The organism is Beijerinckia indica subsp. indica ATCC 9039, assembly GCF_000019845.1.
Classification (GTDB): Bacteria; Pseudomonadota; Alphaproteobacteria; order Rhizobiales; family Beijerinckiaceae; genus Beijerinckia; species Beijerinckia indica.
Map to the genome: position 1 here is coordinate 2,468,499 of NC_010581.1, position 23,417 is coordinate 2,491,915.

Consider the following 23,417-nt stretch of genomic DNA (forward strand, 5'->3'; position numbering starts at 1 on the left):
AGGAGATTGCAAGACCCTATGTCGGTTGCAAGATAAATGCGCGTCCATGCCAAATCGATCAAAGCCTGCGGCCAGCAAGTTGGCGCCCTATGGTTTCAATTGCGCCAGGAGCGGATAAATCAGCCCTCGGTCGGACAGTCGATCGGTGCCGAATATTATCCCCTTAACGGCTTGGTCTATTGACCTCTTTTCCAAACACGTCGTGATGGAAGAAGGACTTTACCAAAGTCTCATGGATCATGATCTGTCATGATCCATGACGTTCGGCGGATAACCGCCGCCCCTCCGTGGGCAAGTCTTGCTGAAAAACTCCGCGAGACTTGATATTATATCACGTCAAAATCAATTCAAACACTATTCGCGACAGTATCAAGATGCTACTCTAGCATTCAGAGTTCTGACCATTTCAAAATTTCTTGTCGTTAATACAATATCGAACGATGGATGCAGGGAGGGGGAGAAATGATTAGTACCTCTGGTATGGTGCTCAATAATCCTCGTTTGAGCGAGAGAATAGCTGAACTCTTTGATCAATTAAAGGGAAACGAAGCTCTACAAACTGAGTTTATTAACTCTCCTCATGCGCTTATTTGTGATAATACACCTACCAATGTTTCAGAATTAACTTCGAAGCACAAAGTTACGAAGTTCATATTTGATGCTTTAAAAGACGAAAGCTTAAACCTTTGGCTTAAAGCACATCGGACTAAATCTCAAATATTTGAATCTGAAAGCAGTTTTCGCGATCTCGCACGTATTTTTATTGACTTTGGTTCACTGAAAAACGCAGAAGGCACAGCTCTATTACCAGAGATAGGGTTTACGGTGGTGCATTCCATCAGCAGAACTTACGTCAAAACACTGAATAACAGCACAACGTTTTTTACTAAAATATCGATAGTAGTGGAACCTCCTCAAATACAGTACGACGCACGGACCACGATGCAAATCGTCAGCCTGGCTGAGCAACTCCTCCACGCTTCCAATATACCACAACATGCGCCAGACGAGATGTAACAGCCATGAATTGCGCAAAGCACGCACCGACGAAGCTGATTGCCAGCCCAAAGACCCTTTGTATCATGCTGACGTATGCGTGCACGGCATCTTGTAATAATTGCGGAACGCTTAGTACCCCAAGTGACAAAAATATATTGAGTCTCGACATCGCTCTAAATGCAATAGAACAAGCAAATGCATTGGGCTTCGCCAATGTGGTTTTCACCGGAGGAGAATCTACTCTTCGTTGGAACGATTTGCTGTCCGCTATCCAAAAAGCCACTGAATTACAAATGCCTACCCGCCTTGTTACCAACGCGCATTGGGCAACTTCAGTTGATAGAGCGACAGCCCTCTTGAGCGAATTAGCTAATGTTGGGCTTGATGAAATCAACTTTAGCACAGGAGACCAACATATAAGATTTGTACCCTTGCAAAGAGTTGTGTTTGCGACGTTGTCCGCCGTAAAAAACAATATGCCAGTCCATACAATGATTGAACTCACTGCCGAGAGAAGTATATCTGTAAATGACTATTTACAACATCCTCTCGTCCAAGAATTGTCCGACAGAGAAAAGCGCTTAATAACGGCCACGGAAAGTCCTTGGATGCCATTAGATTCCAATCAAGTTGCTTGCTACCCAAGTAATTACGTCAGGAATCAAGACAACGTATTGAAATCAACAGGTTGTGATAGCGTCTTGCAAACGTATGTCGTCCAAGCTGATGGACGAGTAGGATCGTGCTGCGGATTGGGAATGAGGAAGGTGCCTGAGCTGAGCGTTGGAATGGCGGAAGGGAACGCCTTCTTGGAAACGGCTATCGAAAGAGCCGAAGACGACTTTCTCAAGCTCTGGCTCCGCTTTCAAGGTCCAGAAAAGATCCTGGCTTGGGCGGCACAGTTCGACCCAACAATTTTATGGGAAAATAAGTATGCACATTGTTGTCAAGCCTGCATGAGAATCTATGACGATTCTCGTGTTCAGCAAGTCATTAAAGAACATTACACCGAAATCGTGCCAGAAGTGATCAAGTTAGCATGGTTGAATGAATATTATCTTCCTGGAAAGCTCTTTCAGGATATCGATAATTAAACGTATCTTCGTAAAGACGTCGAGTGCTCACGCCACGAAGCGGCGTGTCGCGGCCAGCCAATCGCGTGTCCTTTGTTCAGGATCCGGATTTAGGCTGATATCGGTCACAACAGAGGCACTATCCGCACCGGCTTCCAGCACGCCCGCCACGCGGTCGAGATTGATGCCACCGATGCCGACGAGGGGAATGGAGCCGATCTTGCGTTTCCATTCACCGAGACGCGCCAAGCCTTGCGGCGCGAAAGGCATGGCTTTCAAAATCGTCGGATAGATCGGCCCGAGCGCGATATAATCCGGCGCGCAGGCCAAGGCCCGTTCCAGCTCTTTTTCATCATGTGTGGAGAGGCCGAGCCGCAGTCCCGCGCGGCGGATCGCGGGGAGATCGGCGGTGTCGAGATCGCCCTGGCCGAGATGCACATAATCGCAGCCGAGATCGATCGCCTCGACCCAATAATCATTGACGATCAATTGGGCCCCATGCGTATCGCACAAGGTTCTGGCCTTGGCGATTTCCGCGCGCAAAGGCTCGCCGGTCAGGTCCTTGACCCGCAATTGCACCAGCTTGACGCCGCAGGGCAGCAATCGCGCGAGCCAGGCGGCATTATCGACGATAAGATAAAAGGGATCGAGCATCAGGCGCTATCTCGAAAGGCAAGGCCACTCATCGTGGTGGAAGGTGTCGCCATGTCGCGTGGCTCCATGGGATGCGACCGATAAGCGAGACGTCCCGCCTCGACGGCAAGGGCAAAGGCACGCGCCATGGCGACTGGATCACCCGCTTTGGCAATGGCCGTGTTGAGCAGGATCGCGTCATAGCCCATTTCCATCGCCGACGCCGCATGGGAAGGCGCGCCGATACCGGCATCAACGATCAAGGGCACATTGGGGAAATGTCCGCGCAAGGAGCGCAAAGCATAGGGATTATTAAGCCCACGGCCGGAGCCGATCGGCGCGGCCCAGGGCATCAAAACCTCGCAGCCCGCGCCCAGCAGTTTCTCGGCCACGACGAGATCATCGGTCGTATAGGGAAAGACCTGAAAACCATCCCGCGAGAGAATGCCCGCGGCCTCGACGAGACCAAAGACATCCGGCTGCAAGGTATCGTCTTCACCAATGACTTCGAGCTTGATCCAGGATGTCTCAAACACTTCGCGGGCCATTTGCGCGGTCGTAACCGCTTCCTTCACCGTGCGGCAGCCAGCGGTATTCGGCAGCACGCGCAGCCCTTGTTCGCGGATGAGTGTCCAGAAATGCTCGCCCGCGCGGCTCGCTCCCGACTCCCGCCGCAAGGAAACCGTGACGACCTCCGTGCCGGAGACCTCCAAGGCCTGACTGAGCACGGCCGGCGAGGGATATTGCGCCGTTCCAACGAACAGCCGCGAGGCGAGCGAAACGCCATAGACGGAAAAAGGCTCCGTTTCCTTGCCATCGCTCATGATATGATCCTCCCAATCGTCCGTCTTGATTAGCCGCCTTGGCGCGGCATGAGGATTTCCACGCTATCCCCTTCTTGCAACGATGTCGTCGCGCGCTGATCCCGGCGCACGAAATTCTGGTTCACCGCCGTCGCGACCAGGGTTTCCACAAAATCGAGCTCGTTCAGCAAGGTGTCCAGCGTTGCCGCTGTCACCTCAAGCTCTTTGCCGTTCACGCGGATCTGCATCCATGACCTCCGGAAAAGAAGCGCCTTCAAGAACCATGCGCCTGATCCTGCGCGCCACGGGGGGCGCCAGAAGAAAACCATGCCGATAAAGACCATTGGCCCGAACGACATGACCCTCAACCCGCAGGCGTGGCAGATTATTGGGAAAGGCCGGACGCAAACCGGCCCCGGTTTCGATGATTTCCGCCTCTCCAAAGGCCGGATGCACGGTCATGGCCGCGCTCAGAAGTTCAACCATGGAACGGGCCGTGATCCGCCCCTCTTCCTCGTTTTCGATCGAGGTGGCGCCGATCATGAAACGGCCGTCGCCGCGCGGCACGATATAGACCGGAAAACGCGGATGCAGAAGCCGGATGGGCCTTGCGAGTCTGATATCCCCCGTCCGCAGAACCAGCATTTCGCCCTTGACCCCGCGCAAATCGGGCAAGGCATCCCGCCCGGCAAGGCCACGGCAATCGATGATCCAGTCAGCACCCGCTTCGGACAGGTCTTCGGCTTCGGTGCCGTAACGCAAAATGACATTGGGCGCTGCCGCCAATCGCTCACCCAAGGCCGCCGTGGCTTGGCGTGGATCAAGATGGGCTTCTTCGGGAAAGAAAAGCGCCTCGCCAAAACGCCCTTCGAGATCAGGCTCGAGCGCGGCGAGCGCCGCGCCGTCCATCCGTTCATAATGGCTGGTAAGGCGAGAGAAACGGGCAAGTTCCGGCCGGTCGCGTGGCGGGGCAAGGACTAGGCTTCCTTGACGCGTCGCCACCGGTACATCTTCGGTCCAGAACCGCAGTGCCTCGAGCCCCATAGTGCCGACAATGGGTTCGGCGCTTTCGACCTCGCACCAGGGCGCGATCATGCCGCCAGCGAGGAAAGAACAGCCCTTGCCGGGGCCATCACGCTGTTCGACGACTTCGACATCCGCCCCGTGGGAGGCAAATTCGAAAGCCGTCGTCAATCCCATGATTCCGGCGCCGATAATGCGAATCCGCATAGTCTCGTCCTCTCAAAGCAGAAAAGGCGAGCGGCCGGCAAAGAAATAGAAATGAAGATGATAGAACATTTCGATCGCCCTCCCTCCGCCAGCGTGAACTGGATCAGGTTCAAAGGGTCGCCGGGCGCCTTATGGGCATGCCAGCCTCTCAGCCCCCTGCCGGGGCTCCCCTGGTCTGTCGCGAAAGCTGATCCAATCTCTTGCCTCTATTCGGAATTGCCCCGAATGCGCGGATCTCGATCAACCCTTCGTCCCGTGGATTTAAGCACAGGCGCTTCCAGACGCAAGCCCTAGATGGCCTGTCCTAGAGCAGATGCGATGTTTCGCATCTGCTCCCCCTTAAAAAGTGAGAGCGGGGTCAATGACTTCTTATCGCGAAGCGATTCGGCCTAAACTCATCCCGCTCTTAGCGGCAGACCTCATGTCGCATGAGTTTCCAGCGAGGACCGATGAAGGCAAACTCACGAAAGTCACACCATGGCGACCATGATCGCGGAAAAGCGATCTGCTAGATCGTTCAAGAGGCCTCTGCCCTTGAGTCGAAAATCACGTCGAAAATCACGAAGTCGAACATCATGAAACTGCTCTACAGTTCAACGTCGCCCTATGCCCGTAAAGTGAGAATCACGGCCTTTGAAACGGGATTGCACGATCGGATCGAACTGGTCCCGATTGACACGACCAACCCCGCCAGCGGTTTGTCGGCCCACAATCCCCTGTCCAAGATCCCTGTGCTGGAAACCGAATTCGGCCCCCTCTACGACAGCCCCGTGATCTGCGAATATCTCGATAGCCTCCACGATGGCCCAAAGCTCTTTCCAGCCGCTGGCAGTGCTCGTTGGAACGCCCTGCGCTGGCAAGCCCTGGCCGACGGCCTCCTCGATGCCGCTCTACTGATCCGACATGAGTCAATCCGGCCGGTGGAGTATCAATTCGAGCCTTACATCGAAAAGCAGAAGGGCAAAATTCTAGGCGCGCTCGACGCCATGGAAAAAGGCGCCGCAGATCTCGAAGGCCGGCTGACAATCGGCACGATCACCGCCGCCTGCGCGCTCGGCTATCTCGATCTGCGTTTTACCGATCTCGCCTGGCGGGAGAGCTACCCCAATCTGGCGAAATGGCACAAGGCCTTTGCCGCCCGCTCTTCGTATGTCGATACACTCGCCAAAGCGTGAGTGCGCCTATGAAGGGCGCATAAGCACGAGTATGCGCCCTTCGTAGCTTCTGATTGAAAGGGACGTCAGGAATTTATGATTCCTGGTGCCAGAATCGATAATTTTATCAACTTCTCAAGTCAGCCAAAACCCGACTCTTCCGAACCGATTTCATTGCTTTTAAGCGGATATTCTGCCCGACTGGCTAATTTGACCCGAAGGCGACCTCGGCGTCTCGAACTCGACTCGTTTTTGAGTCTGCAAGCTCGTAGAAGTAGATGTACCGATAGGCAATCGGTGTATAAGTCGTTGGGAGCAGCAGCAGTTCACCAGAGGCTAGCCTGGTCGCCGATAGGCAGCGTTTGTCGCGTGCTCATTGCGTAAACACGTAGCTAGGTTGAGTCGAGTCAGCGATTATTCAAAGTTAAACAAGGCTTTTTAAAGCGCTTCGGTTGAGGAGGCGGCGTGATTAACGCAGTTCAGATATGGAATCCCGATGATTGGGAGGTATTCGCGCTCAGCTTATTACAGTGCCGACACGGAGCCCTGAAAGTGCACAAAATCCCTGCAGCCCACAAAGGTGACTTTGGCATCGATTATTACTGCACAGACCAGGCTGTCGCCTACCAATGTTATGCTGTGCAGGAGCCTATTGACATCGCCACGCGAGCTGATCGCCAGAAAAGGAAAATCACTACTGATCTCGCTAAAATCGTCTCGAAGGCGGCCGAGGTTTCGCAGCTATTCCTTGGCTATCCCATTAAACATTGGATCCTCTTGACACCGCTGCATGACAGTAAGGACGTCAACCTCCATTGCTCGAAGAAGACCCAGGAGTTCCGCAAGCAGAAGCTGGCACATCTCGACGCCAACTTTGAAATTGCCATCCACGACCAGAATTCTTTCCCCAGTAGCGCCGTGGCGGCCGGCATGTCTGCATTGGCGATGGTAATGCTGAACGTTCCCCGCCCGACCGATGAGGAGATGAACCAGTGGCAGGCCGCATCACCTGACCTCCTCGCCAACGCCACCCACAAGCTTATGAAGCGTACCGGCTCCGATAGGGTTAAGGGAGCCGTAGCGGAGGCCGTGAGATCCTTTCTAGAAGGCAATGCGATCCTTGATGCACTACGCTCAGGCTCACCCGATATGTATGAGAAGGTTATGGCTGCAGTAGCCAGTCGATCTCGTCGTTTAAGTTTTGCCGGGCCTCAAGGCGGTCCTGGACCAAGCGCAATCTTGAACACTGAAATCGACAGCCTGATCACTGCGATCAAGGCGGCAGCACCTAATATCTCAGACGACAACGCCAATCAGATTGCGTTCGGCACGGTATCCGATTGGATCATGCGATGCCCTTTGGATTTTCCCTCCGATGCCGCCTGAAAGTTCCCTAAAGACAATCCTGAGTGGGCCATTTTCTTTCACTGCGCGGCCTGAACCAGTTGCGGGTGATCTGAGAATGTCTTGGGGGATCGCTATTCTCCTGTTGAGCTTGCGAAGCAGCCGCGGCAAAAAGGGTAGCTTCCAGAAGCTTCAATTCTTGGCTCACGCTGTGCGGATCGCCGAGGGGCGTGACGACGTCCGTGCGCTTCTGCGCGGTGATCTGCGGCCTTCAGATATCTCAGTGCGAGTCGAACCTTGGCTCAATCGAGCGGTCGCCTTCGCCCACGCACTGAAACTGGTTTCTGTCGATAGGGGCAAATCCATCTCTCTGACGGACAAGGGTGCCACAGTCGCCAATGCAATTGCCAGTGACAAGGGCGTTCTTTCCGAAGAGCGCACCTTCCTCTTCGAGGTCGCACCAAAGTTGACGGAGGTCCTAGTGACCAAGATTTGGCGGATGGAGGACTTACATTGACACTGCGCCTCAGACATCTGCGGATGCGTGCCACGACATCGGGAGGCCTATACGGTGCTGACATTAGTTTCGGTCCGGGGCTGACTGTTATCTGGGCCGATAACACCAAGGGTAAGTCAACTTGCATGCAAGGCATGCTGTATGCGCTTGGAATGGAGCGCATGCTAAGTCCTCGGCGCGAGGTCCCACTGCCTCATGCGATGACCAGCTTTGTTGAGACCGATGGCAAAGAGCGGCATGCAGTTCTAGAATCCAATGTGTCGCTTGAGATAGAGAACGGCGCGGGACGGATCATTACGGTCCACCGTTCGATCAAGTCCTTGCTCGATAATCGGCTCATTCGGGTCGATTTCGGGCCGACGCTGACAGACGAGACCACGAGGGCACAGCGTAAAGATTTCTTTGTCATTGATCCAGGTGCAGCCCTGAGAGAGAATGGCTTCCACTATTTTCTAGAGGATTTCCTCGGCTGGGAACTTCCGACGGTCAGGCGCTACGACGCACCAGATGGGAAACTCTATCTTGAGACGATTTTCCCGCTTTTCTGGGTCGAGCAGAAGGCAGGTTGGTCTTCTATTCCCGCCGCTATTCCAACTTATTTGCGAATTCGCGAGGTCCACAAGCGATCGATCGAATTCATTATGGATCTTGATGTCCATAAGCTCGAGCTTCGGCGACAGCAACTTGACGATCTTTTTGCGGCGAATGCGCGCGATTGGCGGATGCAATGGGAGGAGATCGACAGGTTCGCGCGGCGCGGCGGCGGGAAGACGGAAGGCTTACCACAAAGGCCAACCGCGGTTGCTGACGATTTGGCCAGAGGTTACCTGCTTATCGCGGAGAATACAGACTGGGTACCTCTTAGGGACCTGCTGTCTCGCCTCCGAGCCCGAGTAGCTGACATAATGGCTAGCGCCGTTCCTGAAGTCGGGTTCGCGGCTGAAGAATTAGCGCGGCAGTTGCAGGGCCTCAACGGAGAGGTGGAGGTCGTTAACGCCGAGCGGATCAAAGTCTACAATGCCAAACAGTTGAAGAACGCCGACATTGCCTCCCTAAGACGGCGGATAAAATCGTTAGCGGAGGATTTGCAAAAAAACCAGGACGTTCAGAAGCTTCAACGATATTCTGGCGTGGCTGCCGATCTGACGCCCGACCGATGTCCGACCTGCGAGCAAGCATTGATTGACACCTTGCTCGCACAGGATGCACTAACGGTTGTTATGCCGATTGAGGACAATATCGAATACCTACGCTCGCAATTGAAAATGTTTGAGGATATCCTTGTGCGGGAAGAAGAGAGTTTCCTCTCTATCGATCAGACCATTGCCCGTATGGACCGTGACCTTGCCGACCTCTATGGCCGGATCCGCACTTTGCGCACGGACTTGATCTCACCTGGTGCTAACCCGTCGGCGGCTGTGATCGAAGAGCGGGTTCGCACGGAAAACCGAATTAGTGAGCTAGAGGGTATCCAATCCGCCTTTGACGATACAATCGAGCGTCTTGAGGAGCTTTCCGCGACTTATATCGAGCTGCTCAATGAGCGAGCGGCATTCCCGGCAGATAAAATGAGCGCCAAAGACAAAGCCAAGTTCAACGAACTGACGGCGCTAGTACGAGAGCAGGCGAGAGAATACGGCTTCAGTACGTTCGATCCATATGAACTCACCATCTCCGAAGACACCTATCGTCCGCAGAAGGAAGGATTCGAGATCGGTTTCGAAACCTCAGCAAGTGATGCCGTCCGCCTCAAATGGGCCTACCAATTGGGTTTGCTGGAATTGAGTGCCATCGAAGCCACAAACCATCCGGGGATGCTGCTGTTCGATGAGCCCAGACAGCAGTCTTCGGCAAAGGTAAGCTTCGAAAGCCTACTTAAAAGAGCCGCGTTGGCAAAGCAACGCAATCAACAGGTGATTTTCTCAACCAGCGAAGAACTTCATAATTTGCAGAGAATTATAGATGGACTGGATTGTGAGAAGCGCATTTTCGCAGGATATATTATCCAGCCAATCCTCTCATCTTAGTGCTAGCTCGGGCTTTCATATTTGGGTTGTTGTTCCACTTACTGGCAAAATCAGCGTCTGTTCATGTGCCTAGACATTATCTCTCAACCAAGCACAAGATAAACACCCCACCCACGCCACTCAGCCCAACCGACAGTGCATCCTTGCCCCGCGCACCTTGATCCCCATCAGGTTTTCCGGAAAATGGCACCCCATCGCCCCTTTCCGAATCCCGGCCGGATCTTATGCGACCTTCCAAAGTCTTCACCATCGCGCCGGGCTCGCCCTTTCTCCGGACCTTCGTCACGGCGCTGAAGGACGGCAAGATCATCGACGGCTTCACCATTGCCGATCCCTTCGCCCTGGCGAAGACGACGATCTATGTTCCGATGCGCCGCGCCGCCCGTGCCCTCGCCGATGAACTGGCCAATAGCTTGATCTTCTCCTCGCCTGGCTCCGGCGCCGCCGCCCCAAGCGCTATGCTGTTGCCAAGGATCAAGCCTTTCGGCGGCATTGAGAAGAGACCGAAACATCGCTGCTGTTCGACAGAGCCGCGCTCGACGATCCCTCGCCGGAGGATTCCCTGCTCGAGGATTTGCCGCTGGCGGCGAGCGAAAGAAGACAAGCGTCCCCGCTTTTTTCACTCCGGTCTTTGGTTCAACATTAGGTCGTAAACTCATAAATTCGCTTTGCGATTGTCAGTTTGCATGATTCAAGGCTTCCAAAAGAGGAAGCCAGATGACGCGCCGCCGCTACGAACTCACCGACCATGAATGGTGGATCCTGTCGCCTCTATTGCCCAACAAACCGCGTGGCGTTGCTCGCGTCGATGATCGGCGGGTGCTGAATGGCATTCTTTGGCGGTTCCGAACGGGCTCGCCTTGGGCAGAGATTCCAGAGCGCTACGGCCCACCGACCACTTGCTACAACCGCTTTGTGCGGTGGCGGAAAGCCGGGGTCTGGGATCGGCTTCTCGACGCGGTTTCAGAGGCTTACGACGGTGACATCGTCATGATTGACTCGACCTGTGTTCGCGTTCACCAGCACGCGGCTACGGGAAAAAAGGGGATGGAGACGATGGCGGCATGGGACGTTCCCGCGGCGGGCTCACCAGCAAAATCCATGCTCTCGTCGATGCCGAAGGGCGCCCCGTCACCCTCCGCTTAACCGGCGGTCAGGTCGCGGACTGCACCGAAGCCGATGCGTTGACCGATGGTCTCGGCGAAGGAGACATCCTGCTGGCCGACAAGGGTTATGATAGCAACGCTATCCGAGCCAAGGCGGCGGAGCGGAAAGCCTGGGCCAACATCCCACCAAAAGACAATCGCAAGGGGAGCTTCTCCTTCTCGCGTTGGGTCTATCGGCAACGCAACCTCGTGGAACGGTTCTTTAACCGGATCAAGCAGTTCCGCGGCATCGCAACACGCTACGACAAAGACCCCGCCAACTTCCTCGCCGCTATCAAACTCGTCGCGATAAGAATTTGGTGCCAAAGTTTATGAGTCGACGCCCTAGTGTTGGCCCCTACCGAAACTGTCTGGGATGATCCGGAAAGGATGATCTAAGGGAACATAGTCTGGATCGTCCTCGCGTTTGGGCAGCTTAATGCCCTTCGGCAGGAGATCCTCATAGGGAAACAGCGACAGAAAATGCGTGAGGCAATTGATGCGTGCGCTTTTCTTGTCATCGGATGGCACAACATGCCAGGGCGATGCGTCTGTATCCGTCACGGCGAACATCGCATCCCTTGCGCGAGAATAATCGAACCAACGTTTGTGTGATTCGAGATCCATGGGGCTCAGCTTCCAGACCTTGCACGGCTCGTTGATGCGGGACTCAAAGCGCCGCGTCTGTTCATCGGGACTGACCTCCAGCCAATATTTGATGAGTTGAATGTCGGAATCGATCAGGTCTCTTTCGAGCGACGGACAGAAACGCAGAAAACGCTCATATTCCTCCTTTGTACAAAAGCCCATGACATGCTCGACACCTGCGCGATTGTACCAGGACCGATCGAAAATAACGATTTCGCCAGCGGCGGGGAAACGCTCAATATAACGTTGAAAATATAATTGAGAGCGTTGGCGTTCGCTTGGCATGGGCAACGCCTCGATGCGAAATACACGTGGACTGACACGTTCGGTCATGCGTTTGATGATCCCGCCCTTACCAGCGGCATCACGCCCCTCGAACACGACAACGGCACGTTTCTTCGCTTTTTTGATCCAAAACTGAAGTTTGACGAGCTCCACTTGGAGCCGAGCCAATTCCTTCTCATAGGCTTTCTTGAGCTCGGCCTTTGATTCCTTCTTGGACTTTGACAATCGTTTTCTCCCGGTTCGATTGGAGCATCGGCCCGACAGAACAGGGCATTGCCCCACCTATCCTTTAGGATAACCTCCCATTCTGGGCATCGGTCGGTCAAAGCACACACTATCCGATTGCCACAGATCTTTGAAAATGCGTGAAATTTTTTAAAAAGGCGTACCGACTTTGGAGGTGACGCTTTGGCAGTTGATAATTGAACTATCAAAATTCGAAGAGACAATCGAGCACACACATCGATTGTCTCTTCGCGGAAACAATCACAACCACCAGCGGTCCGGCGGTTCCTTCGAAACGCCTTAATCTTACACTTTTTTCTGGAAAAGAGTAAGGACGTTGTCCCATCTGAATGCCCGCCCATGGAATTTCATGCGACCTTCCAAAGTCTTCACCATTGCGCCGGGCTCGCCCTTCCTCAAAACCTTCGTTACGGCGCTGAAGGACGGCAAGATCATCGACGGCTTCACCATTGCCGACCCCTTCGCCCTGGCGAAGACGACGATCTATGTCCCGACGCGACGCGCTGCCCGCGCGCTCGCCGACGAATTGGCCAATAGCTTGATCTTCTCTTCGCCTGGCTCTGGCGCCGCCGTTCCAAGCGCGATGCTGTTGCCAAGGATCAAGCCTTTCGGCGGTATTGAAGAGACCGAAACGTCGCTGCTGTTCGACAGAGCCACGCTCGACGATCCCTCGTCGGAGGATTCCCTGCTCGAGGATTTGCCCCTGGCGGCGAGCGAAATCGGCCGTCGCATGCAATTGACTGAATTGATTCTGAAATGGGCCGAGGCCCTCAATCATGCGATCGTTCGGATCGGCCCTGACGGAACGATCGAAAGCGATACGACGGAGCGTTTTTCGGTCGCGCGTTCCGTGACCGATGCCTGGCATTTGTCGGGACAGCTCGCGCAATTGATCGATGAACTGATCATCGAGGATATTACCTGGTCGCAGCTCGATCCGCTGGTTCTACCGGAATTCGACGCCTATTGGCGTATCACGATGAACTTTTTGAACATCGCCATCGAAAGCTGGCCGGAGATCTGCTCGGAACAAGGCTGGATCGATGCAGCGAAACGGCGCGTTCTCCTCCTCGCGAGGGAAGCCCGCAAACTCGATGAGGGCACGGCCGAGGGGCCGGTCATTGCCCTGGGCTCTCCCGGTTTCAACCGCACCACATCCGCGCTGCTCGCCAGTATTGCCCGCGCGCCGCAAGGCGCCGTCATCCTGCCAGGTCTCGACCAGGACCTCGACGAAGCCGCGTTCAAAATGATCGACCATGAAAGCTTTGGTCATCCGCAGGCGGTTTATGTCCGTTTGTTGCCGATCCTCGGCGTCACACGCCAAGACGTCATGCCGCTCGGCGAAATGTCCCCGATGCTGATCCGACGCCACGGCTTCCTTTCGGAAGCCCTGCGCCCAGCCGATACGACCGACGAATGGATCACCTATCAGGTGCGCAATGTCTCCACGGACCTTGCCGACGCTTTGAGTGGCATTACCATGATCGAAGCACAGGATGAACGCCAGGAAGCTCTCGCGCTCGCCATCGCTCTACGTGAAATTCTCGAAACACCTGGCAAGACCGCCGCGCTGGTCACGCCCGATCGCGAATTGGCACGACGCGTGCGCACCGAATTGCTGCGCTGGAACATCGAAATCGACGATTCGGGCGGTGATCCCCTGAATACGAGCCCGCGCGGTCTCTTGGCGCGTCTGGCATTGGCCTGCATCACCAGCGGCATGGACGCGAAGGATCTGGCCGCCTTGCTCGCCAACGAGCAAGTCAGTCTCGGTCTCGGCCGCGACAGGATCAAGGCTTTGGCACCCCAGTTCGAGATCGCGATCCTGCGGTCCGCGCCCGTCATGCGCTTTTTCGACCAGCCAGACATCGCCCTCACCATGGCGCGGGACGCGGCCTTTGACACATATGCCCATCCGGCAAAAGCCCGTATCGAGGCCGAGGATTGGGACGGGCTCGCGCAAATCCTCGAGCGGCTGCGTGATGTGCTTAGCCCCCTGCGTGCGCTGCGCGGCACCTGGCCGCTCGCGCGCTGGATCGCCGCGCATCGCATGGTGCTTGACGGGCTCGTCCGCGATGCGGACCAAACCGACGGTCAGGATCAGCAGGATCGAACCCTCGAGGCGGGCGAAGATGCTGCCGCTCTTGAAGCGCTCTTCGATGAGCTTTCAGGCACAACGCCGCAGGGCCTTTTGTTTGATGTCGCGTCCTATGCCGCCTTCTTCACCGATATTAGTGGCGAAGTCCGGCTTCGCGGTCCCCGCCGCGCCCATCCCCGGCTCAAAATTTTGGGCCTCATCGAAGCGCGCCTGATGCAGGCCGATGTCATGCTGCTCGGCGGACTCGATGAAACGATCTGGCCCCCCGCCGCGCAAATGGATGCCTTTCTCAATCGGCCAATGCGGGCCGCTTTGGGTTTGACCCCGCCCGAGAGAAGGCTCGGTCAGGCCACGCATGATTTCACCCAGGCCATGGGCGCCGAAAGCGTGATCCTGAGCCGCGCCAAGAAACGCGGCGGCACTCCCACCGTCGCCTCGCGTCTCATCCAGCGCATGGCGGCTCTGGCGGGTGATGTTTGGCAATCCTGCCTCGAACAAGGGGAACGCTTCCTCGCTTTCGCCGAGGCGCTTGATCGCACGCCGATCAATCCGGCGGATCACCGACCACAGCGGCCTTTGGGCCGCCCCAACCCCAAGCCCCCTGTCGGCCTGCGGCCCACCCATTTGAGCGTGACTCAGATCGAGACATTGCGCCGCGATCCTTATGCCATCTTCGCGGAAAAGATCCTCGGCCTGAAAGCGCTCGATGCGCTTGGCGCCGGGGCGGATCGCCGCGATGATGGCATGGCCGTTCACGCTGTCCTCGAACGATGCGGCAAGCTCCATCCGACCGGCCCATTGCCCGCGGATATGGACGAACAACTTCTGAGCTGGCTGCGGGAAGCACTCGCAGCGAGGCTCGATGACCCGGATTTTTCAGCCTTCCAATGGCCGCGTCTGCAAAAAGCGATCGATGTCTATCTCGCCTTCGAGGCTGAACGGCGAGACAATCTCGTGCGGATTGAAGTCGAAACGTTCGGACGGCTCCCGATTGATCTCGCCGATGGATCGCGTTTCCTTCTCACCGCACGCGCCGACCGCCTCGAATTCCATCGCGATCAAAGTCTCGTCCTGGTCGATTACAAAACCGGCGCCCCGCCAAGCTCAAAGGAAATCCGCACTGGCCTCGCGCCGCAGCTCACGCTCGAAGCAGCCATGGCGAAACGCGGTGCTTTCGGTTCCGATGCTATCGCGCAGGCCTATGGCGGTCTCTATCTGAAGCTCGGCGGAGCCGATGGCGGGCAGGTGAGACCTGTCGAATTTTCTTCCGGACGCGGTAAGAACAAGGATCAATCCATCGCTTTCGACGACGTTGCCGAACAGCATTTCCAGGGCCTCCTTATCCTGCTCAATCAATTCCGCGATCCGGCCACCGGCTATCCTTCCCGCCTGGCGCCAAAATTCGCTCACGTCCCCCTGCCCTATGATCATCTGGCGCGCGTGAACGAATGGGCGCAAGGCGGCATCGAGGAAAGCGAGTGATGCGGCAGATTCCCATCACGACGCTCGAACGTCAGAAGAAGGCATCTGACCCGGCGACATCGATCTGGGTGTCGGCCCATGCGGGCTCGGGCAAAACGCACGTGCTGGCGCAAAGGGTCATCCGCATCCTGCTGCGCGGCGTCCCGCCCGCCAAAATCCTCTGCCTGACGTTCACCAAGGCCGCGGCAGCCAATATGGCGGCGCGTGTTTTCGACAGGCTCGCGCTCTGGACCAGGCTCGATGATGCCACTTTGCGGCAGGAAATCATCGCCACCGGCGCGCCTGCTCCCGAGGCAGCCGACCTGCTGCTGGCACGCAAACTTTTCGCGCGGACAGTCGAAACGCCGGGTGGCCTCAAAATCCAGACGTTGCATGCCTTCTGTGAAAAGCTCCTGCATCTCTTTCCCTTCGAGGCCAATGTTCCCTCCCGTTTTTCGGTCGTGGAAGAAGAGCGGCAAAAGGAATTATTCGAGCAGGCGCGCCATACGATCCTGCACGAGGCCGAGGGCAAGGATCATCCCTTGCGAGGTGCCCTCGCTTTGCTCACAGAATCCTGTTCCAGCGACCGGTTCGAGAATCTGATCAAGGAAGCCATGGCAAGGGGGGCGCTCGGTCCTCTCGCCACGGGACATCACGCGGAAATCGGCCTGCGCAAGGCCCTTGATCTCGTACCCGGCGAGACAATCGAGACGATCCAGCGCGCGATGATCGAGGATGGCATCGCCCCCTCGCTCTGGCCGGACATCGCCGCGTTCCTGCTGACCGGTTCGGCGACCGATCAAAAACGCGCCGCAGCCTTGCAAAAGGCTTATGAGGCCTATGGTTCTGCTGCGACCGGCGGAGGGCGCGTTCAAGAGGGCGCTCAAGGCGCATGTCTTGCCCACTATCTCGGTATCTTCTTCACGGCAAAGGAAGAAAAAGCCAAGCAGCTTCTGACGAAGAAGCTGGCCGAGCAAAGGCCGGACCTGGATGACCTCCTCTATGCCGAACAAGACCGTCTCGACCGGCTTGCCGACAAACAGAAGGCCGCGGCAATTCTTGCCCGCACATTGGCCCTCCTCTCTCTCACCGAGGCCATTTTCGAGCGCTATGAAGCCAGCAAGGCCCACCAAGGCTTTCTGGATTTCAACGATCTCATCGAACGCACCAAGGCCCTTCTCTTTCGCTCGGATGCACGCTGGGTGCTCTATAAGCTCGATGCCGGCATCGACCATATTCTCGTCGACGAAGCCCAGGACACGAGCGAAGCGCAATGGAAGATTCTCGAGGAAATGACTGGCGATTTCGCCTCGGGCCTGTCTAGCCGCGTGGACACGCGGACGTTTTTCGCCGTCGGTGACGAAAAGCAGTCGATCTTTTCCTTCCAGGGCGCCGCGCCGCATATGTTCGACCAGATGCGGCGGCGGTTCAACGCCAGATTCGACGCCGGTGAAAAAGCCTTCAATCATGTACGCCTGACCGATTCCTTTCGCTCGGTTCCAGGCATTCTCGAAACCGTCGATCAGATCTTCGATCACGCCGGCCATTATCAGGGCCTCGTCGCCGCCAATGACCCGTGGATGCCGCATACGGCTCTGAAGGCGCAATTACCTGGTCTCGTCGAACTCTGGCCGCTGGTCGGCCCGAGTGAAACGGAAGACATACGCGACTGGACATTGCCGCTGGATTTCCCGGACGAGCATGATCCTCCAAACATCGTCGCCTGGCGCGTCGCACAGAAGATCGCCCATCTTCTCACCGATCGCGCGCACGAACATGTCTACGATGAGAAGCAAGGATTACGGCCGATCCGGGCGGGCGACATTCTGATCCTCGTGCGATCGCGCGGCCCGTTTTTCGCGGCCATCATCCGCGCCTTGAAACAGCTCCAGATCCCGGTCGCTGGCGCGGACCGGCTCGCCATTTTGCAGCATATCGCAGTCATGGATCTGATTGCCGCCGGGCGCGCCGCGCTTTTGCCGCAGGACGATCTGACCCTGGCCTGCGTCCTGAAATCGCCGCTCATTGGCCTGACGGATGAGGATCTGATCGCGCTCGCGCCCGGCCGGCCAGCAAGCCTATTCGATGCCCTGCGGCAGTCAGAAGATCCACGCCATGCGGCGGCGGCAGCCAGGCTCGACCTTTGGCATCAACGCATCGGTCTGCCACCCTTCACCTTCTATGCGCAATTACTCGGCACGGATGGTGGAAGGCGCGATCTCGAAGCCCGGCTCGGCCCGGAAGCCGCCGATGCCATCGACGAATTTCTCAATCTGACTCTTCAGCACGAACGAGATTCGACACCCTCTCTCGTCGCCTTTCTGGCCGAGCTCGACAATCGCGATCCTTCCGTGCGCCGCGACATGGAAACCGGTGCCGACCTCGTTCGCGTCATGACCGTCCACGCGGCCAAAGGCCTTGAAGCCAAGATCGTCTTTCTTCCCGATACCTGCGCCAAAGCCTCCGGCAGCCATGATCCGCTCGTTTTTTCGCTCGGCACCGATGCCCATGATGCCCAAATCCTCGCCTGGTCATCCGGCAAAACCAAAGATTGCGCGGCACTCGCAAAGGCCCGCGAAATTTCGCGGCAGGGAGAGGAAGACGAGCACCGCCGCCTTCTCTATGTCGCCCTGACCCGCGCGGAGGAACGTCTCTACATCACGGGCTTCCACGGCAAGAAAGGCCCAGGCAACGGCTCCTGGCACGAGATGATCGATGCCGCCCTTTTAGGCTCAGCGATGGAGGAGATTCCCGCCTTTTGGGACCCGGCGGAAAACGTGCGCCGCCGTTTGTCGCCGGGGAGTCTGAGCCCCGATGACACACATTCGCGTGAAGAAGAGGCGAAGACCGATAATAAGCATCTTCTCCCCTCCTGGCTGGTCGAGGCGCCGCCGCCCGAAGCGGAGGCCCGTCCACCATTGCGGCCATCGAGCGCCCTCGCGGCGGCCGATGGATTGGACGAAGATTTCATGCCGACAGCTGCCACACCGGCCAATCTCGCCGCCCTGCAACGCGGGCGCCTGATCCATCTTCTTTTGCAATATTTGCCGTCCATCACCCCGTCGCACAGGCAGCAAGCGGCTATGGGCTTTCTCGGCATCAAGGCGCGTTATCTTGACGGAAAAACCCATGCACTTCTGACAGCCGAGGCCTTGACGATTATCGAAGATCCGAAATTGCGCGGCCTCTATTTGCCTCGGTCTCTGGCCGAGGTCGCGGTCGCCGGCACGATTTCTTTAGGAGCGGGCCGCACCCTTTCAGTCAATGGCCGAATCGACCGGATCGGCGAAACGGACGAGGCCGTGCTGCTTGCCGATTACAAGACCGGCGCCATGCCCAGAAACGGCCGCACACCCGAGACCTATCTCACCCAAATGGCGCTCTATCGGGCCGTGCTCACCCCTTTATGGCCTGATAAGCCGATCCGCGTTCTCCTGATCTGGACGGCCAGCGCCAGCATTCAGGAATTGCCCGCGAGCGCATTGGACGCCGCCCTTGCCGATCTTCAAGGCTGAACGAGGGGCCTGCTTGACGCCGTCCTGATGTCTTCTTACTTTGCAATTCATAGTGGGGCTCGATGCCCCGGGAAATAGACGCGAGGCGATAATGGCCACGGTTAAAGTTACAGATGCCACGTTCAAGAACGACGTGGTCGATGCCAAGGCTCCTGTCGTGGTGGACTTCTGGGCCGAATGGTGCGGCCCGTGCAAAATGATTGGGCCGGCGCTCGAAGAAATCGCTGACGAACTGGCCGACAAGGTCAAGATCGTCAAGCTCAACGTCGACGAGAACCCCGGCGTTTCCGGCGCCTATGGCATTCGCACGATCCCGACCCTGCTCCTCTTCAAGGATGGCAAGATCGCCAATACCAAGATCGGCGCCGCACCCAAGGGTGAGCTGAAGAAATGGATTTCAGACGCGCTCTGATCCCTTTATTCATCACCGCGCTTGTGCAAAGGACCTCGCAAGAGGTCCTTTTTGCTTTATAAACCGCTCCCATGAGCCATTACGCCGTAAAAGAAATTTTTCTGACCCTGCAAGGGGAAGGCGCGCAGGCTGGCCGCCCCGCCGTGTTCTGCCGCTTCACCGGATGCAATCTCTGGTCTGGCCGGGAGGCCGACCGGGCTCAAGCGATCTGCCGTTTCTGCGACACGGATTTCGTCGGCATGGACGGACTGGGCGGTGGACGTTTCGAGAGTGCGAGCTCCCTCGCGGATGCCATTGAAACCGCATGGACCGCTGGTCCCGCGCATCGCTACGTGGTCTTTACAGGCGGCGAGCCCCTTTTGCAGCTCGATGAGACCTTAATCAAAGAAATCCATGCCCGGGGCTTCACCATCGCCGTGGAGACGAATGGCACGATCGCACCTCCCCCCGGGCTCGATTGGATCTGCGTCAGCCCAAAGGCGGGGGCGCCTCTTAAAATCACTCAGGGCTCTGAATTGAAACTGGTGTTCCCCCAAGAGGCGCTCGATCCAGAGGAATTTCGCGCCCTCTCCTTCCAACATTTCTGGCTTCAGCCTATGGATAACGCCAATCTGGCGCGAAACACCACGGAAGCCACGGCCTATTGCCTTGCGCATCCGCAGTGGCGGCTCAGCCTGCAAACCCATAAATTGATTGGTATTCCATGAAAATCACCCAAGCCTTTCATTTCGAGGCCGCCCATCGTTTGCCAAAAGTGCCGGAAGGCCATCGCTGCGCCAACTTGCACGGCCATTCCTACCGCGTCGAACTGTATCTCGAAGGACCAGTCGATCCGGATACCGGCTTTGTTATCGACTTTTTCGATATTGAAGCCGTTTTCGGCCCGTTGTTGCACAGGCTCGATCATCATTATCTGAATGAGATCGAAGGGCTCGAAAACCCAACAGCCGAACTCATCGCTGTCTGGATCTGGGACCGTGTCAAACCGTCACTGCCGCAACTCGTCAAGGTCATCGTCTACGAGACACCAGATTGTTGGGCTGAATACGAAGGGTGATACAATCATCATCCTCCCTCGATCAGCATTTTTCAGCCGACATACACTCATCAATGCCGCTATCATTGTATCGATAGCTCCAAAATGACCTGATGGACGACGCTCGCTGCCTATGACACACCCTCGCCTGTCGGTCGCATAATATGGGCAACATAGAGCCGGACCAGTTCACGCGTTTCCGCCAGCAAGTCCTCCCTTATTTCCCCTCCTTCACAGGCCAGCATGGGCACGGCTTTCAGGACATGCAGAAGCAGCATGGCCATGGTTTCGGCCCTGGCCTGTGGCAGCGTTCCGTTCACACTCACGAGAAGCGTCGCGATCCGTCGATGTGTGACGGCGCGGAGCGTGGAGCGCTTGTCGGCGGGGGAACTGTGAGCCTCGATGAGGACAAGTGCGGCGGCGCGATCCGCCTGCCGTTCGAGCATGAGGTCAATAAGAGAATCGGCCAGGGCGGATGACGAAAGAGAAGCAGCCGCTTCCGTGATCTCATCGAGCCGTCTCGTCATGAGATCACCATAACGTGTCAGCAAGGCATCGGCGAGGCTCTCCTTGGTCGGGAAGAAGCGATAGAGCGAGCCGATAGCCGTCTTCGAGCGCGCGGCGATTTCCGTCATCGTCGCGGCATCATAACCCCTTTCCGCAAAGAGAGCTGCGGCGGCATCCATGATCGCCGCTACGCGAAATCGGCCGCGCTCACGCTTTGGTGCAACCGCGGCCACGGCCGTTGACTTTTGCGAGGACATCCTCAACTATCTCATTTGCGAGTCTATCCTCGCATATCATTCCTCAAGTCTCCCGTCACCTTTTCCCAAAAGGTGACACATCTTCACCGTTCTCCGGAAAGCGACTTGAATGTCCGATCTCGATCCCCGCACAACGGCACTTGTCCTGATTGATCTTCAAAATGGCATTGCCAGCATGCCCCTCGCGCCACGCTCAGGTCCAGAAACCGTAGCGGTGGGAAAGACACTCGCCGGACGCTTCCGAGCGGCTGGCGCTTTGGTGGTCCTCGTTCATGTTGGATTTGCGGAGGATTTCGCCGATGCGCCAAGCCAGCTTGTGGACCAGCCCTTTGCTCTCCCCGAAGGCGGCCTGCCAGCCGGTTGGACGGAGTTCGTTGAGGGTCTCGCCCAACCAAAAGATATCATCATTACCAAACGCCAATGGGGCGCCTTTCATGGCACCGAGCTCGATTTGCAGCTTCGGCGTCGAGGGATACGCACGATTGTCCTTGGCGGGATTGCGACTAATTTTGGTGTCGAATCGACGGCGCGTCAGGCGTGGGAACATGGATATGAAGTGCTTCTCGCCGAGGATGCGTGTAGCTCTTTTTCGAAAGACCTTCACACCATGGCGATCCAGTACATTTTTCCCCGCATTACCCACGTGATCACAAGCACTGCGATCGGTTTTGCAACACACTAAGATAGCGCACCTATGCTCATTCGGATGATACCGCTGCGTCTGTTATCACTCCACAATCAAACGGCCGGCATGCAGTGGAGCATCCTGCTTGCCCTCTCGATTTCATGTGTTCTGGGATTGCAAGCTCTGCGCTTGCCGGCTGCACTTCTCCTGGGGCCAATGATAGCTGCCATTCTCGTTGCGGCTATGGATGGGAAGATCCGTCTTCCAGCGCGTTTGTTCGGCCCAGCTCAGGGTGTGATCGGATGCATGATTGCACACGCCATTCCGCTCTCAATCATTGCCGAGATCGTCCGGGAATGGCCGCTGTTTCTTGCCGGCGTTCTCTCGGTGACGCTCGTCGCGGCAACGCTCGGCTGGCTGCTGACGCGATGGCAAGTCTTGCCAGGAACCACCGCAATCTGGGGATCATCACCGGGCGCAGCCATGGCGATGACGCTCATGTCAGAGGCCTTCGGCGCGGATATACGCCTTGTTGCCTTCATGCAATATCTGCGCGTCGTCTGTGTCGCTGTCTGCGCCTCATTCATTGCCCGGATCTGGGCCGGTGGTTCCGGCGCCCCACCACCAGCAATCGTATGGTTTCCCCCAACTGCCTGGTTACCCTTCATTGAAACGATGGCGCTGATTGGCATCGGCTCAGTGCTCGCCGAACATATGCGCATTCCCGCCGGAGCAATGCTGCTGCCATTAGTCCTGGGCGTGATCCTGCAAGATTCCGGATGGATGGTGATCGAGTTACCGCCCTGGCTGCTCGCACTATGTTATGCGTTACTCGGCTGGACCATTGGCTTGCGTTTCACGCGACCGATTCTAAGCCATGCCGCGCGCGCATTCCCGCGCGTCCTCTTTTCCATTTTCGTCTTGATTGCGATGTGCGGTTTCTTTGCCGCGCTCCTTGTCTTCGTCGCAGGCATTGATCCATTGACTGCCTATCTCGCAACCAGCCCCGGCGGAGCGGATTCGGTAGCCATTATCGCCTCGTCGAGCGAGGTGAACCTGCCTTTCGTGATGGCCATGCAGATCGCCCGTTTTCTACTCGTTCTCTTTACCGGCCCAAGCCTCGCCCGCTTTATCGCCAAACGATCCGGGGTTCTTTGAGGAGACCGAATGACCAGGCAACCAACCGCTGCGAGCCTGATAAATTTTATAAGTGATTGATTTACATGGTAGGCGGTGACGGACTCGAACCGCCGACCCTCTCGGTGTAAACGAGATGCTCTACCAACTGAGCTAACCGCCCCTACCCGTCTCGTCGATTCCGTGGGCGACGAGGTCCTCCTAAATCACATGCGCCGCATTCTCGTGTCAATGGCGCACGGTCAGCGGATTTCTTTCGTCATGA

General features: G+C 56.7%; 20 protein-coding genes, 1 tRNA gene, 1 pseudogene and 1 riboswitch. Of the genes and pseudogenes, 15 read left to right on the plus strand and 7 right to left on the minus strand.

The features are described 5' to 3' along the window. Positions 1-462: 462 nt before the first annotated feature. Positions 463-1,017 carry a hypothetical protein gene (locus tag BIND_RS10925; RefSeq protein ID WP_012385137.1) on the plus strand — a complete coding sequence of 185 codons (555 nt, stop codon included), beginning with the start codon at positions 463-465 and terminating at the stop codon, positions 1,015-1,017. A 65-nt stretch (positions 1,018-1,082) separates the two neighbouring features. Further along, the gene (locus BIND_RS10930) at positions 1,083-2,093 is read left to right on the plus strand and encodes a radical SAM protein (RefSeq protein WP_341872325.1); all 1,011 of its coding nucleotides are present in this window, start codon (positions 1,083-1,085) and stop codon (positions 2,091-2,093) included. A 27-nt stretch (positions 2,094-2,120) separates the two neighbouring features. Here BIND_RS10930 and BIND_RS10935 read toward each other — a convergent pair whose 3' ends face one another. The 4 genes from BIND_RS10935 to BIND_RS10950 are packed head-to-tail and all read right to left on the minus strand — an operon-like array spanning position 2,121 to position 4,738. After that, complete coding sequence (locus BIND_RS10935) at positions 2,121-2,726, minus strand: thiamine phosphate synthase (RefSeq protein ID WP_012385139.1); 606 nt, start codon at positions 2,724-2,726, stop codon at positions 2,121-2,123. Further along, positions 2,726-3,529 (minus strand): thiazole synthase, encoded by an 804-nt coding sequence (locus BIND_RS10940; RefSeq protein WP_012385140.1) that lies wholly within the window; start codon positions 3,527-3,529, stop codon positions 2,726-2,728. The genes BIND_RS10935 and BIND_RS10940 overlap by 1 nt, the downstream gene beginning before the upstream one ends. Before the next feature lie 29 nt (positions 3,530-3,558). Continuing rightward, the gene (thiS, locus tag BIND_RS10945; RefSeq protein WP_012385141.1) at positions 3,559-3,756 is read right to left on the minus strand and encodes a sulfur carrier protein ThiS; all 198 of its coding nucleotides are present in this window, start codon (positions 3,754-3,756) and stop codon (positions 3,559-3,561) included. Continuing rightward, complete coding sequence (locus BIND_RS10950; protein WP_012385142.1) at positions 3,725-4,738, minus strand: FAD-dependent oxidoreductase; 1,014 nt, start codon at positions 4,736-4,738, stop codon at positions 3,725-3,727. The genes thiS and BIND_RS10950 overlap by 32 nt, the downstream gene beginning before the upstream one ends. A 63-nt stretch (positions 4,739-4,801) precedes the next feature. Continuing rightward, positions 4,802-4,920, minus strand: a riboswitch (TPP riboswitch). 393 nt (positions 4,921-5,313) lie between these two features. Between BIND_RS10950 and BIND_RS10955 the strand changes: the two genes are divergently transcribed. The 6 genes and pseudogenes from BIND_RS10955 (at position 5,314) to BIND_RS20595 (ending at position 11,261) form a co-directional block, all read left to right on the plus strand. Continuing rightward, complete coding sequence (locus BIND_RS10955; protein WP_012385143.1) at positions 5,314-5,913, plus strand: glutathione S-transferase family protein; 600 nt, start codon at positions 5,314-5,316, stop codon at positions 5,911-5,913. A 444-nt stretch (positions 5,914-6,357) separates the two neighbouring features. Then, complete coding sequence (locus tag BIND_RS10960) at positions 6,358-7,278, plus strand: hypothetical protein (RefSeq protein WP_012385144.1); 921 nt, start codon at positions 6,358-6,360, stop codon at positions 7,276-7,278. A 157-nt stretch (positions 7,279-7,435) separates the two neighbouring features. Continuing rightward, on the plus strand, positions 7,436-7,753 hold the full coding sequence (locus tag BIND_RS10965) for a hypothetical protein (RefSeq protein ID WP_244395869.1): 318 nt from the start codon (positions 7,436-7,438) through the stop codon (positions 7,751-7,753). Then, entirely contained in the window at positions 7,750-9,780 is a 2,031-nt protein-coding gene (locus BIND_RS10970; RefSeq protein ID WP_012385146.1) for a hypothetical protein, read from the plus strand. Before BIND_RS10965 ends, BIND_RS10970 begins: the two co-directional genes overlap by 4 nt. Positions 9,781-10,004: 224 nt before the next feature. Further along, a complete protein-coding gene (locus tag BIND_RS10975) occupies positions 10,005-10,433 on the plus strand; it encodes a hypothetical protein (RefSeq protein WP_012385147.1) in 429 nt (142 codons plus the stop codon). 64 nt (positions 10,434-10,497) lie between these two features. Continuing rightward, positions 10,498-11,261: pseudogene (locus BIND_RS20595) on the plus strand (IS5 family transposase). A 9-nt stretch (positions 11,262-11,270) separates the two neighbouring features. Here BIND_RS20595 and ppk2 read toward each other — a convergent pair. After that, the gene (ppk2, locus tag BIND_RS10985) at positions 11,271-12,083 is read right to left on the minus strand and encodes a polyphosphate kinase 2 (RefSeq protein WP_012385148.1); all 813 of its coding nucleotides are present in this window, start codon (positions 12,081-12,083) and stop codon (positions 11,271-11,273) included. A gap of 370 nt (positions 12,084-12,453) precedes the next feature. On the opposite strand from ppk2, the gene addB reads away from it, so the two are divergent. The 5 genes from addB to queD all read left to right on the plus strand — a co-directional run bounded on the left by addB (position 12,454) and on the right by queD (position 20,647). Then, a complete protein-coding gene (addB, locus tag BIND_RS10990) occupies positions 12,454-15,684 on the plus strand; it encodes a double-strand break repair protein AddB (protein WP_012385149.1) in 3,231 nt (1,076 codons plus the stop codon). Further along, complete coding sequence (gene addA / locus BIND_RS10995) at positions 15,684-19,178, plus strand: double-strand break repair helicase AddA (RefSeq protein ID WP_012385150.1); 3,495 nt, start codon at positions 15,684-15,686, stop codon at positions 19,176-19,178. The genes addB and addA overlap by 1 nt, the downstream gene beginning before the upstream one ends. Positions 19,179-19,269: 91 nt before the next feature. Further along, positions 19,270-19,590 (plus strand): thioredoxin, encoded by a 321-nt coding sequence (gene trxA / locus BIND_RS11000; protein ID WP_012385151.1) that lies wholly within the window; start codon positions 19,270-19,272, stop codon positions 19,588-19,590. A 71-nt stretch (positions 19,591-19,661) separates the two neighbouring features. Then, positions 19,662-20,297, plus strand: coding sequence for a 7-carboxy-7-deazaguanine synthase (gene queE, locus BIND_RS11005; RefSeq protein WP_012385152.1), 636 nt, complete (start codon positions 19,662-19,664; stop codon positions 20,295-20,297). Next, positions 20,294-20,647, plus strand: a complete 354-nt coding sequence (gene queD / locus BIND_RS11010; RefSeq protein WP_012385153.1) for a 6-carboxytetrahydropterin synthase QueD — start codon at positions 20,294-20,296, stop codon at positions 20,645-20,647. The genes queE and queD overlap by 4 nt, the downstream gene beginning before the upstream one ends. 110 nt (positions 20,648-20,757) lie before the next feature. Here queD and BIND_RS11015 read toward each other — a convergent pair whose 3' ends face one another. Then, positions 20,758-21,390: a TetR/AcrR family transcriptional regulator gene (locus BIND_RS11015; RefSeq protein WP_012385154.1), complete on the minus strand. Its 633-nt coding sequence runs from the start codon at positions 21,388-21,390 to the stop codon at positions 20,758-20,760. A gap of 109 nt (positions 21,391-21,499) precedes the next feature. Here BIND_RS11015 and BIND_RS11020 point away from each other — a divergent pair, with 109 nt between their 5' ends. Both BIND_RS11020 and BIND_RS11025 read left to right on the plus strand, forming a co-directional pair. Then, positions 21,500-22,072, plus strand: coding sequence for a hydrolase (locus BIND_RS11020; protein ID WP_012385155.1), 573 nt, complete (start codon positions 21,500-21,502; stop codon positions 22,070-22,072). A 12-nt stretch (positions 22,073-22,084) separates the two neighbouring features. Further along, positions 22,085-23,173: an AbrB family transcriptional regulator gene (locus tag BIND_RS11025; protein WP_012385156.1), complete on the plus strand. Its 1,089-nt coding sequence runs from the start codon at positions 22,085-22,087 to the stop codon at positions 23,171-23,173. Between the two features lie 66 nt (positions 23,174-23,239). Here BIND_RS11025 and BIND_RS11030 read toward each other — a convergent pair. Continuing rightward, positions 23,240-23,315 (minus strand) — tRNA-Val (locus BIND_RS11030). Positions 23,316-23,417 lie beyond the last annotated feature (102 nt).